This window comes from Stenotrophomonas sp. TWI273, assembly GCF_039674765.1.
GTDB lineage: Bacteria > Pseudomonadota > Gammaproteobacteria > Xanthomonadales > Xanthomonadaceae > Stenotrophomonas.
The window spans coordinates 1-13,386 of record NZ_JBDJOA010000025.1; the positions used below are offsets into that span (position 1 = coordinate 1).

Below are 13,386 nucleotides of genomic sequence, written 5' to 3' on the forward strand. Positions count from 1 at the left end.
AAGTGAACCGTTGTTGCCGATGCCGCTTCGTCGTTCGCCTTAGAGGCTTTCGTCGTTGCGAGCCGCCTATTATGTCAGGCTTTTCGTTTCCGTCAACACCTTCTTTCGAAGAAGTTGAAGTCCTGTTCCTTCGCGGTTGCCTCCTTGCGGTGGCCCCTGCGTCGGGGGAGGGAAAGTATGTCCCTATCCGGGGCGTTTGTGAAGGGGGTGGACGACATTTTTTCACGTCATCTCTCCCACATTCATGCTGGAAGGGGTCCGGATCGCCCGAACCCCTTGTGCCACTTAGGCCGTGACCAGCAACACGCGTGCGAAGGTGCGCTTGCCGACCTGCAGCAGGCCTTCGAAACCGGGCACGAACACCTGCTGGGCATCCTCCACCACCTCGCCATCCACCTTCACCGCACGCTCTTTGAGCTTGCGGGAGGCCTCGGAGTTGCTCGGGGTGAGGCCGGCAGCCGTCAGCAGGGCACCAATCCGCAGGCCTTCGGCCGGAATGGTCACTTCCTGCAGCGGTAGCAGGGTCACATCGCCCTGCCCGGTCACCGCGGCATTCCAGCCGGCGATGGCCTGTTCGGCGGCCGCTGCATCGTGGAAGCGGGTGGTCAGCTCACGGGCCAGGCGCAGCTTTACCTCGCGCGGGTTCAACCCACCCGCCTCGACCTGTTCGCGCAGGGCCTTGGCCTCGGCCTGGCTGATATCAAAGGAGAGCAGCTCGATCCAGCGCCACATCAGGTCGTCGCCGATCTTCATGGTCTTGGTGACGATGTCGATGGCCGGCTCGCTGATACCAATATAGTTGTTGAGCGACTTGGACATCTTGGCCACGCCGTCCAGGCCTTCCAGCAGCGGCATGGTCAGCACGATCTGCGGCTTCTGCCCGTAGTGCTCCTGCAGGCCACGGCCCATCAGCAGGTTGAACTTCTGGTCGGTACCGCCCAGTTCGACGTCCGCTTCCAGCGCCACCGAGTCGTAGCCCTGCACCAGCGGGTACAGGAACTCGTGCAGGGCGATGGACTGCTGGGCGGCATAGCGCTTGGCGAAGTCGTCGCGCTCAAGCATGCGCGCCACGGTGTGCTGGCCGGCCAGGCGGATCATGTCGGCCGCGCCCATCTTGCCGAACCACTCCGAATTGAAGCGCACTTCGGTCTTTTCGCGGTCCAGCACCTTGAAGACCTGGTCTTCATAGGTACGCGCGTTGGCCAGCACGTCTTCCTTGGTGAGCGGCTTGCGGGTGACGTTTTTGCCCGACGGGTCGCCGATCATCCCGGTGAAGTCGCCGATCAGGAAGATCACCTGGTGGCCGAGGTCCTGGAACTGGCGCAGCTTGTTCAACAGCACGGTGTGGCCCAGGTGCAGGTCCGGTGCAGTGGGGTCGAAGCCGGCCTTGACCCGCAGCGGACGGCCGCTTTCCAGACGCTGGCGCAGTTCGTCGGATTTGAGGATCTCATCGGCGCCTCGCCCGATCAGGGCAATGGCTTCTTCAATCGAGGACACGTGACAACTCCCGGCAATGCCTTATTTATATGAATGACGTTAAGTACAAGTTAACCGCAGGTGCTTCACAAAAGCCAATAGGCACAAGGGTTTGACGCGGTATTTATACCTGTCTATGTTACCGACGTTTGGGCCCGCGCTCCCGGGCCAGCCAGGAACAGACCGACGATGCTCAATTCCGATCAAGGCCGCGCGCGCAAGCAGCGCTTCAAGGAACGTCTCCACGTCCTCCACGACACCGCCCTCCATCGGAAGCTCAAACAGCATCTTCCCGCGGCCTTCAACCAGCGCTGGACCCGCCGCCACTGGATGCACGCCAGCCTGTTCGCCACCATCGGCGCCCTGGTGGCCACGATCGTCCCCGGCTTCTCGCACACCATCGACTCGCCCTACTCGGTCAGCCATTCGACCCTGGCGCTGCCGTTGCCGCCGCTGTCGCTGGAACGCCAGCAGCAGACCCCCGGCGACAGCTGGCAGGTACTGCGCGTCCAGCGCGGCCAGACCCTGAGCAACCTCTTCGACCAGGCTGGTATCCCGGCCACGGTGATGCACCAGGTGCTGGAGCACCCCGGTGTGCGCGAATCGCTGACCAAGCTGCGCCCGGGGGCGGAGATCGCCTTCGACCTGCCGCTGTCCGGTGAGCTGCGCACGATCCGCTTCGACCGCGATGCCGACAACCGTGTGGAGCTGTCCCTGGCCGGCGACAAGATCACCGAAACGGTGAGCAAGCGCGAGAGCTCGACCCGGCGCGTGGTCGCCAGTGGCGAGATCACCAGCTCGCTGTATGCCGCCGCGCGCAAGGCGGGGTTGTCGCCCTCGGCGATTGCGACGATGACCGACGAGATCTTCAAGTACGACATCGACTTCTCCAAGGACCTGCAGCCGGGCGACCGCTTCAGCGTGGTGCTGGATGAAACCTGGCGCGAAGGCGAGAAGGTGGACACCAGCAAGATCCTCGCGGCGACCTTCAGCTCGGGCGGCAAGACCTACAGCGGCTTCCGCTTCGACCGCAACGGCAAATCCGAGTACTTCGATGCCAGCGGCCGGCCGCTGAAGAAGAGCTTCATCCGCATGCCGATCCAGTTCGCGCGCTTGAGCTCGAGCTTCGGCGCGCGCAAGCACCCGGTGCTGGGCAAGATGCGCATGCACAAGGGCGTGGATTACGCCGCGCGCACCGGCACCCCGATCATGGCCGCTGGCGATGCCCGCGTGCAGTTCGCCGGGACCCAGCGCGGTTACGGCAACGTGGTGATCCTGGATCATGGCCGCGGCCACACCACGCTGTACGGGCACATGTCGCGCTTCGGCAAGATCAAGACCGGCCAGCGCGTGGCGCAGGGCACGGTGATCGGCTATGTCGGCTCGACCGGCCTGGCGACCGGCCCGCACCTGCACTACGAATTCCGCGTCAACGGCGTGCACCGCAATCCACTGTCGGTGACGATGCCGCCGCCGGAGCCGCTGCAGGGCGCCGAGCTGGCTGCCTTCCGGGCGCAGACCGCCCCGGCCCTGGCGCGTATCCAGGGCATGGAAAAGCTGATCTACGCCGATGCCAGCCCGGCACCGGATGCCAAGGCCACCGATACGGCCACGGCGAAGGCCGGCAAGCCGGTCAAATCCACTCGCGGCTGATCGCTGCGATTGACGGCGGCAACGGGTTGCGCAGAAGCTGCACGCAACCCGTTGGACCGCCTGACCATGACCGCTGCTGTTGACCCCACCACCCCGCTCTACCTGGGCCTGATGTCCGGCACCAGCGCCGACGGCATCGATGCCGCGCTGGTGCAGTTCCCCGCCGAGGGCGGTTGCCGCTTCGTCCATGGCCTGACCCACGACTGGGACCCGGCCATCCGCGCCGAGCTGATCGCACTGGGAGAAGGCGGCACCATCACCTCGCTTGATGCACTGGGCCGCCTTGATGCCCAGGTCGGGATCACGTTCGCCGCGGCCGCCAACCGCCTGCTGGACAGCGCGCGCATCGACCGCACCCAGGTGCAGGCGATCGGCTCGCATGGGCAGACCGTGCGCCATCGGCCGCTGGCCGACCCCGCCTTCACGATGCAGATCGGCGATGCCAACCGCATCGCCGAATTGACCGGCATCACCACCGTGGCCGATTTCCGCCGCCGCGATGTCGCCGCTGGCGGCCATGGGGCGCCGCTGATGCCGGCTTTCCACCTGGCGATGCTGGGGGACAGCGAGGAAGACCGTGCCGTGCTCAACCTGGGCGGCATTGGCAACCTCACCCTGATTCCGCGCGAGGGCACACCGCGCGGTTTCGATACCGGCCCGGCCAATGCGCTGATGGATGCGTGGTGCCAGCGCCATCGCGGCGAACCGTTCGATGCCGACGGCGCGTTCGCGGCCAGTGGCCAGGTGGATGCCGCGCTGCTGGCGCGCTGGCTGGCCGATCCGTGGTTCGCGCTGCCGCCGCCGAAGAGCACCGGGCGCGAGCAGTTCCACCTGGACTGGGCGCAGGCGCAGCTCGGCGAGGGGCAGGTGTCGGGCGCGGATGTGCAGGCCACCCTGCTGGAACTGACCGCCGCCACCGTGGCCGATGCGCTGCTGGCGCACCTGCCGGGTGCGAAGCGGGTGCTGGTCTGCGGCGGTGGCGTGCGCAACCCGCAGCTGCTGCGGCGCCTCGGCGCGCGTCTGCCGGGCGTGGTGATCGAGTCCAGCGCGGTGCACGGGCTGGATCCGGATTACCTGGAGGCGATGGGGTTCGCCTGGTTGGCACAGCGCACGCTGGCCGGGCTGCCGGGCAACCTGCCGAGCGTCAGTGGCGCGCGGGGGCCGCGGATTCTCGGGGCGATCCACCTGGGCTGAGGGGCCACGGCGGGGGGCGCTGCGTGCGGCGGTGATCGCCGATGCGCCATTCGCGGCGTGCCGCCGTTACAGCCCCTGCGCGTCTGGCAACGCCTGCAGGGCGGCGATGGCATCGGCCAGCGCGTCGACCTCGGGATCGTGGAAGCCGCTGCGGACCTCCAGTTCGCTGGCGAACAGGCCTTGTTCCAGCAGCGCCACGCAGGTGTCCTCGCGGGTCCATCCGCGCGCAACCGCAATGCGGCGGATACGTTCCAGCAACAGCGGGTCCACCTCCCGCAGCAGTAGATCAGCCATCGTTCTCCCCGTTGGCGCGCCGCCATCCCCGCGGCCACTGTGCCGGCATGATCCATCAGGCGCTGCCGGCACGCAAACCCCTCAGGCCGTGCTGCGGTCCCGGATCCGTGGCCACAGCCAGACCAGCAGCAGCAGGGTCGGGATGACGGTGGTGGCGCTGAGGATGAAGAAGGTGCTGTAGGAGCTCGCCTCCACGATGTAACCAGAGACGCCGCCGACGAACTTGCCCGGCAGGTTGGCCAGCGAGACCAGCAGCGCGTACTGGGTGGCAGTGAAGTTGCGATCGGTCAGCGAGGACATGAAGGCGACCAGCACGGTGCCGGCAAAGCCCTGGAACAGGTTGTCCGCGCTCAGCGCCGCATAGAACGCCCACAGCTGGCCCGGGTTGTGCGCCATCAACAGGAACGCCAGGTTGGACAGCGCCACGCCCAGCGCGGCGACCAGCAGCATGCGGCGGAAGCCGAACGCGGCCACCGCGATGCCGCCGAGGAAGGCACCGCCGATGCCCATCCACACCCCGAACAGCTTGGAGACGGTGGCGATATCGGCTTTGGTGAAGCCCGAATCCAGATAGAACGGACCGGCCATCACCCCGATCACCTGATCCGGGAACTTGTAGAGCCCGACGAAGGCCAGCAGCACCAACGCCAGCACCACGCCATTGGTGCTGAAGAAGCTGGCGATCGGCTGCCAGAAGGCCCCGAAGAAATCGATCCGGCGCTGGATGCGCACTTCCGGCTGTTCCGGCTCGCGGCACAGCAGCGTGGTGATGATCGGCAGGATCATCAACGCGGCCATGGCCAGGTACGCCACGATCCAGCTCTCGAACTGGGCCAGGTACAACGCGCCCGCGCCGGCCAGGATCAGGCCGATGCGATAGCCCAGCGTGTAGGTCGCGGCGAGTGCCGCCTGCGCGCTCTCCGGTGCGATCTCGATGCGGTAGGCATCGACCACCGAATCCTGGGTGGCGCCGGCGAACGAGGCCACCAGCACCCACAGGACCAGTGGGGTGACGCCGAGTTCGGGGCGCACGAACGCCAGCGCGAACAACCCACCGGTGACCGCGATCTGCGAGGCGAGCAGCCAGGAACGGCGGCGGCCGAGGAAGCCAATCAGCGGAAACGCGTAGCGGTCGATCAGCGGCGCCCAGACGAACTTCATCAGATAGAAGAAGCTGGCCAGGCTGATCAAACCGATGCTGCCCAGGTCCAGGCCGACATCACGCAGCCGGGTGGACAGGGTCTGCGAGGCGATCAGCAGGAACGGCAAGCCGCTGCCGAAGCCCAGGAACGCCATCGTCAGCGCCGAGGGCGTACCGAAGGCACGCTTGATCCCCGCCCAGCCCTTGTAGGACATCGGCTCGACCGCTTCACTCATGGGGCGTAGTCCACCGTGAACGGGGCATGGTCGGAGAAGCGCTCATCGCGATAGACCGAGCAGCTGCGCAGGCGCTCGCGCAGGCCCGGGCTGACGAACTGGTAATCGATGCGCCAACCGACGTTATTGGCGCGCGCCTGGCCGCGGTTGCTCCACCAGGTGTAGTCCTCGCCCTGCGGGTGCAGCAGGCGGTAGGCATCCGTCCAGCCCTGGCCGGCGGCGATATCCAGCGCCTGGTCGGCATCCACGCACTGGCCGTTGAGCCAGTCGCGCTCGGGCGGCAGGCAGCCGGAGTTCTTCTGGTTGGATTTCCAGTTCTTGATGTCCAGCGCGGACCGCACAATGTTCCAGTCGCCGCACAGCACGTAGTCGCGGCCACTGGCCAGCCAGCCGGCCAGGATCGGGCGCAGCCACTCCATCACCTCGTACTTGAAGCCCTGGCGCAGATCGCCCGAGCTGCCCGAGGGGATATAGAAGGAGACCACGCTGAGGTTGCCGTAGCGCGCCTCGATGTAACGGCCTTCATCGTCGAACGGGGCCCAGCCCAGCGAGGTGATCACCTGGTCCGGCTCGCGCTTGCTGTAGATGGCGACCCCGCTGTAGCCCTTCTTGGTGATGGCGTCGCGGTAGAAGCAGTGGTGGCCGTCCGGGCGGAACATCGGGTCGGTCAGCTGGTCTTCCTGGGCCTTGGTTTCCTGGATGCACAGGACGTCGGCGTCCTGGGCGCGGAACCACTCGAGAAAGCCCTTGGTGGCGGCGGAACGGATGCCATTGGCGTTGAAACTGATGATGCGCATGCTGACCCGGGTCTGGAACGATACCCGCAAGAGCATACCGTTTCGGCCCTTGCAGGGGCTGGCTGGAAACGGACGCGATTACCGCGCGCCGGGGCCTTTGCAGGTTGTCGCACCGCCCCATGCGACACCGGGCCGCCGGGGCCGGCGAGCGGAAAAGTGCGGGCATGCATTAGGATTTGCGCTCCAAATGAATTGAATTGAGTCTTGATGAGCGACCATCGCCACCGTTTCCTGCAACTGGCCCTGACCGCCGATGCCCTGCGTTTCGGCCAGTTCACCCTGAAGTCCGGCCGTCTGAGCCCCTATTTCTTCAATGCCGGCCGGTTCGATTCCGGCGCGCGCATGTCCCAGCTGGCGGCCTGCTACGCCGATGCCGTGGAAGCGACCGGGCTGAAGTTCGACGTCGTGTTCGGCCCGGCCTACAAGGGCATTCCGCTGGCCACCGCGACCGCCTGTGAATTCGCCCAGCGCGGCCGCGACCTGCCGCTGTCGTTCAACCGCAAGGAAGCCAAGGACCACGGCGAAGGCGGCAACCTGATCGGCGCCGACATGAATGGCAAGCGCGTGCTGATCGTGGATGACGTGATCACCGCCGGTACCGCGATCCGCGAAGCGCTGGCGATCATCAAGGGCGCCGGTGGCACCCCGGCCGGCATCGTGGTCGCACTGGACCGCCAGGAGATCGCCTCGGAAACCGACCGCCGTTCGGCCGCGCAGGCCGTGGCCGAAGAAGCCGGCATTCCGGTGGTCGCCGTGGCCACGCTGGCCGACCTGCTTGATTTTGCCTCCGGAAATCCGGAACTTGTCGGCTACCGGCAGCCGCTGGAGGACTATCGTTCCCGCTACGGCAGCCGTCCTACGCGTTGAGAGCAGGGGGCTTTCACCATGTCCAGGTTTGCCACGTTCACCGTTGTCGGCCTGTTGCTGGCCGTGCCGCTGTTGCCTGCCCAGGCGCAGAAGCGCACGGCCGATGCGACGCCGAAGAAGCTGTACTGCTGGAACAAGGGCAGCGAGCGGATCTGCAGTGATGCCCTGCCCCAGGAGGCGGTGAACAGCGCGCGCGAGGAGTTCAACCTGCGCAGCGGCATGCGCAGTGGGCAAGTGCAGCGCGCGTTGACCGACGAGGAACGCGCCGACGCTGCTGCGCAGGCCGCGCAGCAGCGCCTGGACCTGGCGGCCGAGCAGACCCGCCAGCGCACCGAGCAGGCCATGCTGGCCACGTACGAGAACGAGGACGATCTGCGCCGGGTGTTCGCCGAGCGCAGCGGGATCCTGGACAACAACATCCACACCGCCAGTTACAACGTGGCCAGCGTGCGTGATGCGCTGGTCACGCTGCTGGCCAGCGCGGGCAACCGCGAGCTGGATGGGCAGCCGGTGCCGGACAAGCAGGCCGAGCGCATCCGTGAGCGGCATGCCGAGCTGGTGGCGCAGCGGCGCATGCAGGCGTCGTTCGAGCAGCAGCGCCAGGCGCTGGATGTGGAGATCGAGAGCACGCTGCAGCGTTATCGGTTGCTGAAGGGTGTGGGGAGCGATCCGCGCGGGTAAGGGTGGATGTGCGATTGCGTTGAAACGAAGGCGGCCTTTTTGGTCGCCTTTTTGGTTTTTCTACGCTCCGCATCGCGGGCATGAAGCTTGCTGTGAACTGTTGCGGACGCGGGGGTGGTGGGTTGGTCGGGCGGCGGCCGGGGGACATTTGCCGAGGGGCCTGCCCACCGCTGCGGGGCCCTCACGCTCGCGACAAACCTGAGCGGAGACGCCACCCGATCCACCTTCCGGCGGAGTTCCCAGGCCAGACGTACACGGCCGTGCGCATCTGCATTGCCGTGGAATGTAGCGCTCCGATCCATGAGGGAAGCACCTTTTTATGCACTTTTTACGCGGGGCGCCGGTTTCGGGCGTGGAGCGTTTATGCCGGGCAGGCAGACCATGAGCGCCTGACGTGGAGTGGTTCCACCTGGACGTCCCATGCACCTGTATCTGCCTGTCTCCCCCGCCGGTGCCCCGTGCACCGCGCGCTCCCTTTCCCGCGTTTGAGGCCACAACCATGTCTGCCTGGCTTTCCCTGCTGTGCGGCGTGCTCGTGCTCGTTGCCGCCGCCTATCTGTTGTACGTCGTGCTTCGGCCCGAAACCTTCTGACCGGAGCCGACCATGACCGAGATCCTGTTGATCCTGCTGGCCAGCATCGTGCTGGCCTTTCCGCTGGGGCTGTACCTGGCCCGGGTGATGCGCGGTGGCCCGATGCGCGGCGACGCGCTGTTCGGGTGGATTGAAAAACCGCTGTACCGGCTGCTCGGGGTGAACCCGGCGCGCGGCATGTCCTGGCGTGGCTACGTGGGTGCCTTCCTGCTCAGCAACGTGGTGATCGCGGTGCTGGTGCAGGCCGTCTTCATGACCCAGGCCTGGCTGCCGTTCAATCCCGACCAGATTCCCAACATGCGCTGGGATACCGCGCTGCACACGATGGTGTCGTTCCTGACCAACACCAACCAGCAGCACTATTCCGGCCAGGCGCAGCTGTCCTACTTCGCGCAGATGACCGCGATCACCGGGCTGCAGGTGGTGACGCCGATGATGGGCCTGGCGCTGGTGGTGGCCACCCTGCGTGCACTGTTCAGTGCGCGCCCTGAGGACGTGCCGGCTGACCAGGCCGCGCTGCTCAGTGCGGACCGCCGTGTCGATGTGGGCAACTACTACGCCGATGTGGTGCGTGCGTGCGTGCGCTTCATGCTGCCGCTATGCCTGTTGTGGGCGGTGCTGCTGACCAGCCAGGGCGTGCCCGCCACGTTCGCTGGTGGTCCGCAGGCCACGCCGATCGATGCCGCGGCCGGCGTGGACACGCAGAAGATTCCGCTCGGCCCGGTCGCGGCGATGGTCGCGGCCAAACAGCTGGGCACCAACGGCGGTGGCTGGTACGGCCCCAACAGCGCGATGCCGCTGGAGAACCCGACCCCGCTGTCCAATGCGCTGGAACTGATCGGCATCCTGCTGATCCCGATCGCGGTGATCTTCATGCTCGGCGCGTTCACCGGACGCAGGCGCCTGGCCGGGCTGGTGTTCGGCTGCATGCTGGCGATGTCCAGCGTGTCGATTGCCGCCACGGTGTGGCTGGAGGGTCACTCGGCCACGGCGGCCAGCCCGCTGCTGATGGAGGGCAAGGAAGTGCGCTTCGGTGCCGATGGCACGGGGCTGTGGGCCGCGATCACCACCCAGGTATCGAACGGTTCGGTCAACGGCATGCATGACTCGCTCAGTCCGCTGGCCGGTGCCGTGCCGATGGTCAACATGCTGGTGAATGCGATCTGGGGTGGCATCGGCTGTGGCCTGCAGCAGTTCCTCGTGTACCTGCTGCTGGGCGTGTTCCTGGCCGGGCTGATGACCGGCCGCACCCCGGAACTGTTCGGCCGCAAGCTGGAAACGCCGCAGGTGCGCCTGCTTGCGCTGCTGGTGCTGCTGCAGCCGATCACCATCCTGGGCTTCACCGCGCTGACCCTGGCGATCCCGTCGATCACCGGCACCTCCAACCCCGGCTTCCACGGCATCAGCCAGGTGTTCTACGAGTACACCTCGGCGTTCGCCAACAACGGCTCGGGCTTTGAGGGCCTCGGTGATGCCACGGTGTGGTGGAACCTGAGCTGCACCCTGGTGCTGCTGCTGGGTCGCTACCCCGTGCTGGTGATCCCGTTGATCGTGGCCGCGCAGCTGGCGGCCAAGCGGCGTGCGCCGGAATCGGCCGGCACGCTGCAGATCGAAACCCCGACCTTCGCGCTGACCCTGATCGCGCTGATCGTCATCCTCACCGTATTGCAGTTCATGCCGGCGCTGGTCCTTGGCCCGGTGGCCGACCACCTGTCGCTGACGCTGCACTGAGACCGCCTCCCATGAGTACGTATCCGTTGAACGTTTCTTCCCACCGCCGCCAGCGCCTGCTGGATGGTGCCGGCTGGCGCCGTGCCCTGCGCGATGCCGTGATCAAGCTCTCGCCGCGGCACCTGCTGCACAGCCCGGTCATGGCCGTGGTGATGGTCGGCACGGTGGTCAGCGCACTGGTGACGCTGAGCGGCAATGCGCCGCTGGGCTTCGGCCTGGCGGTCACCGCGATCCTGCTGCTGACCGTGCTGTTCGGCAACTTCGCCGAGGCTGTCGCCGAAGCGCGTGGCCGCGGCCAGGCGGCCTCGCTGCGGCGTGCCCGCCAGGACCTCACCGCGCGCCGGCTGGCCGCCGCGCATGCCGGGGCCAGTGAAACCCAGGTCCCGGCGGCCGAACTGCGCCCGGGCGATCACGTGATTGTCAGTGCCGGCGAGTTGATCCCGGCCGATGGCGAGATCGTGCAGGGCCTGGCCACGATCAACGAAGCGGCGGTGACCGGTGAATCGGCGCCCGTGCTGCGCGAGGCCGGTACCGACCGCAGTGGTGTGATCGGCGGCACCAAGGTGCTTTCCGACCAGATCATCGTGCGCATCACCGCCGAGCCGGGCCACAGCTTCCTGGACCGGATGATCGCGCTGGTGGAAGGCGCGAACCGCCAGAAGACCCCGAACGAGGTTGCCCTGACCCTGCTGCTGGCGGCGATGACGCTGACCTTCCTGGTGGTGGTGGCGACGCTGCCGGCGATCGGCGCCTTCGTGGGCGTACAGGTCGATCCGCTGCTGCTGATCGCGCTGCTGGTGTGTTTGATCCCGACCACCATCGGCGGCCTGCTGCCGGCCATCGGCATCGCCGGCATGAACCGTGCGCTGGCCGCCAACGTGCTGGCCAAGTCCGGCAAGGCGGTGGAAGTGGCTGGCGATGTGGACGTGCTGCTGCTCGACAAGACCGGCACCATCACCTACGGCGACCGCCAGGCCACGCATTTCCATGCCCTTGCCGGTATCGACGCCAGCCAGCTGCGCGAGGCGGCGCTGCTCTCCTCGCTGGCTGACCCGACCCCGGAAGGCAAGTCGGTGGTGCGGCTGGCGCGTGAGCAGGGCTGCACGACGGCCGAGCCGGACCGTGCGGACTATCTGGCCTTCAGTGCGCAGACCCGCATGTCCGGCGTCGATCTGGACGGCGGCCGCCGCATCCGCAAGGGCGCCTCCGATGCGATCACCGCGTATGTGCGTGCGCTGGGCGGCACGGTGCCGTCGGAGCTGACCGGACGCGTGGAACAGGTGGCACGCAACGGTGCGACACCGCTGGTGGTGTGCGAAGGCCGCCATGTGCTGGGCGTGATCGAGCTGTCGGACGTGGTCAAGCACGGCATGCGCGAGAAGTTCGCGCAGCTGCGCGCGATGGGCATCCGCACGGTGATGATCACCGGCGACAACCCGCTCACCGCTGCGGCGATCGCGGCCGAGGCCGGCGTGGACGATTACATCGCCGAGGCCCGCCCCGAAGACAAGCTGGCCCGCATCCGGGCCGAGCAGGCCGGTGGGCGGCTGGTGGCGATGGTCGGCGACGGCACCAACGATGCACCGGCACTGGCCCAGGCCGACATCGGGCTGGCGATGAACTCCGGTACGCAGGCGGCCAAGGAGGCCGGCAACATGGTCGACCTGGATTCGGATCCGGCCAAGCTGCTGGCGGTCGTTGAAGTGGGCAAGCAGCAGCTGATCACGCGCGGTGCGCTGACCACCTTCTCTCTGGCCAACGATGTCTCCAAGTATTTCGCGATCCTGCCGGCGCTGTTCGCCTCGACCCTGCCGGCGATGGCGGCGTTGAACGTGATGCACCTGTCCAGCCCGCGCAATGCAGTGCTGGCGGCACTGATCTTCAACGCCCTGGTGATCCCGGCGCTGATTCCGCTGGCGTTGCGCGGAGTGCGCTTCCGCCCGGCCACCGCCACGGCGCTGCTGCGCCGGAACATGCTGGTGTACGGCCTGGGCGGCGTGCTGCTGCCGTTTGCGGCCATCAAAGTGATCGACCTCTTCCTTGTCTCGGTATTCGGCGCATGAACCGCTCGCTTGCTACGTCCGTTCCCCGTTCCGCGCGCAGCCGCGCTGCTGCCCCTACCCAGCTGCAGCAGGACAGCGCCTGGCGCCCGGCCCTCGTGCTCGGCATAAGCAGCCTGCTGCTGCTCGGCCTGGCCTACGCGATGGCCACCACCAGCCTAAGCCGGCTGCTGTTTCCGGCGCAGGCCGATGGCAGCCTGCTGATCCGGGATGGACAGGTACGCGGTTCGCAGTTGATCGCCCAACCGTTCGTGGGCGACGGCTACTTCCAGGCGCGGCCGTCGGCGGCCAACTACGATCCGATGGCCGCCGCCGGCAGCAACATGGCGCGCAGCAACCCGGCGCTGCAGCAACGGGTGCAGGCGGCGATCACTGCGGTGGCCGCACGCGAAGGCGTGCCTGCCGCCCAGGTTCCCGGCGATCTGGTGACCCAGTCCGGCGCCGGCATGGACCCGGAGATCTCCCCGGCCGCCGCGCAGGTGCAGATTGCCCGGGTGGCACGCAGCCGTAGCCTGCCGGTAGAGCGCGTCGCCGCGTTGGTGCAGGCCAATACCCGGGGCCCGCAATGGGGCGTGTTCGGCCAGCCGCGGGTCAACGTGATGACGTTGAACCTGGCGCTGGATGATCTCAAGGCGCGACCGTGATGCCGGGATCGCGCGAACCG

At 67.2% G+C, this 13,386-nt stretch carries 12 protein-coding genes; 8 read left to right on the forward strand and 4 right to left on the reverse strand.

Features of this window, described 5'->3' with window-relative positions; genetic code table 11:
* Positions 1-285: 285 nt before the first annotated feature.
* Positions 286-1,497, reverse strand: a complete 1,212-nt coding sequence (gene tyrS / locus ABE571_RS17535; RefSeq protein ID WP_313208793.1) for a tyrosine--tRNA ligase — start codon at positions 1,495-1,497, stop codon at positions 286-288.
* A 168-nt stretch (positions 1,498-1,665) separates the two neighbouring features.
* Here tyrS and ABE571_RS17540 point away from each other — a divergent pair, with 168 nt between their 5' ends.
* Together ABE571_RS17540 and ABE571_RS17545 are read left to right on the forward strand one after the other, a co-directional pair.
* Positions 1,666-3,129 (forward strand): peptidoglycan DD-metalloendopeptidase family protein, encoded by a 1,464-nt coding sequence (locus ABE571_RS17540; protein ID WP_313208794.1) that lies wholly within the window; start codon positions 1,666-1,668, stop codon positions 3,127-3,129.
* A gap of 66 nt (positions 3,130-3,195) precedes the next feature.
* Complete coding sequence (locus ABE571_RS17545; RefSeq protein WP_313208795.1) at positions 3,196-4,323, forward strand: anhydro-N-acetylmuramic acid kinase; 1,128 nt, start codon at positions 3,196-3,198, stop codon at positions 4,321-4,323.
* Positions 4,324-4,389: 66 nt separating this feature from the next.
* Here ABE571_RS17545 and ABE571_RS17550 read toward each other — a convergent pair whose 3' ends face one another.
* The 3 genes from ABE571_RS17550 to ABE571_RS17560 all read right to left on the reverse strand — a co-directional run bounded on the left by ABE571_RS17550 (position 4,390) and on the right by ABE571_RS17560 (position 6,791).
* Entirely contained in the window at positions 4,390-4,617 is a 228-nt protein-coding gene (locus ABE571_RS17550) for a hypothetical protein (RefSeq protein WP_046272989.1), read from the reverse strand.
* A gap of 81 nt (positions 4,618-4,698) precedes the next feature.
* Positions 4,699-5,994: an MFS transporter gene (locus ABE571_RS17555; protein WP_313208796.1), complete on the reverse strand. Its 1,296-nt coding sequence runs from the start codon at positions 5,992-5,994 to the stop codon at positions 4,699-4,701.
* The gene (locus ABE571_RS17560; RefSeq protein ID WP_152152959.1) at positions 5,991-6,791 is read right to left on the reverse strand and encodes an exodeoxyribonuclease III; all 801 of its coding nucleotides are present in this window, start codon (positions 6,789-6,791) and stop codon (positions 5,991-5,993) included. Before ABE571_RS17560 ends, ABE571_RS17555 begins: the two co-directional genes overlap by 4 nt.
* Before the next feature lie 207 nt (positions 6,792-6,998).
* Here ABE571_RS17560 and pyrE point away from each other — a divergent pair, with 207 nt between their 5' ends.
* The 6 genes from pyrE (at position 6,999) to kdpC (ending at position 13,366) form a co-directional block, all read left to right on the forward strand.
* Positions 6,999-7,658, forward strand: a complete 660-nt coding sequence (gene pyrE, locus ABE571_RS17565; RefSeq protein ID WP_046272987.1) for an orotate phosphoribosyltransferase — start codon at positions 6,999-7,001, stop codon at positions 7,656-7,658.
* A gap of 18 nt (positions 7,659-7,676) precedes the next feature.
* Entirely contained in the window at positions 7,677-8,339 is a 663-nt protein-coding gene (locus ABE571_RS17570; RefSeq protein ID WP_313208798.1) for a hypothetical protein, read from the forward strand.
* Between the two features lie 499 nt (positions 8,340-8,838).
* A complete protein-coding gene (locus tag ABE571_RS17575; RefSeq protein ID WP_019183961.1) occupies positions 8,839-8,931 on the forward strand; it encodes a potassium-transporting ATPase subunit F in 93 nt (30 codons plus the stop codon).
* Positions 8,932-8,943: 12 nt separating this feature from the next.
* Positions 8,944-10,662, forward strand: coding sequence for a potassium-transporting ATPase subunit KdpA (gene kdpA / locus ABE571_RS17580; protein WP_346481065.1), 1,719 nt, complete (start codon positions 8,944-8,946; stop codon positions 10,660-10,662).
* 11 nt (positions 10,663-10,673) lie between these two features.
* A complete protein-coding gene (gene kdpB / locus ABE571_RS17585) occupies positions 10,674-12,725 on the forward strand; it encodes a potassium-transporting ATPase subunit KdpB (protein ID WP_313208800.1) in 2,052 nt (683 codons plus the stop codon).
* The gene (gene kdpC / locus ABE571_RS17590; RefSeq protein WP_346494293.1) at positions 12,722-13,366 is read left to right on the forward strand and encodes a potassium-transporting ATPase subunit KdpC; all 645 of its coding nucleotides are present in this window, start codon (positions 12,722-12,724) and stop codon (positions 13,364-13,366) included. Before kdpB ends, kdpC begins: the two co-directional genes overlap by 4 nt.
* The last annotated feature ends 20 nt before the right edge of the window (positions 13,367-13,386 follow it).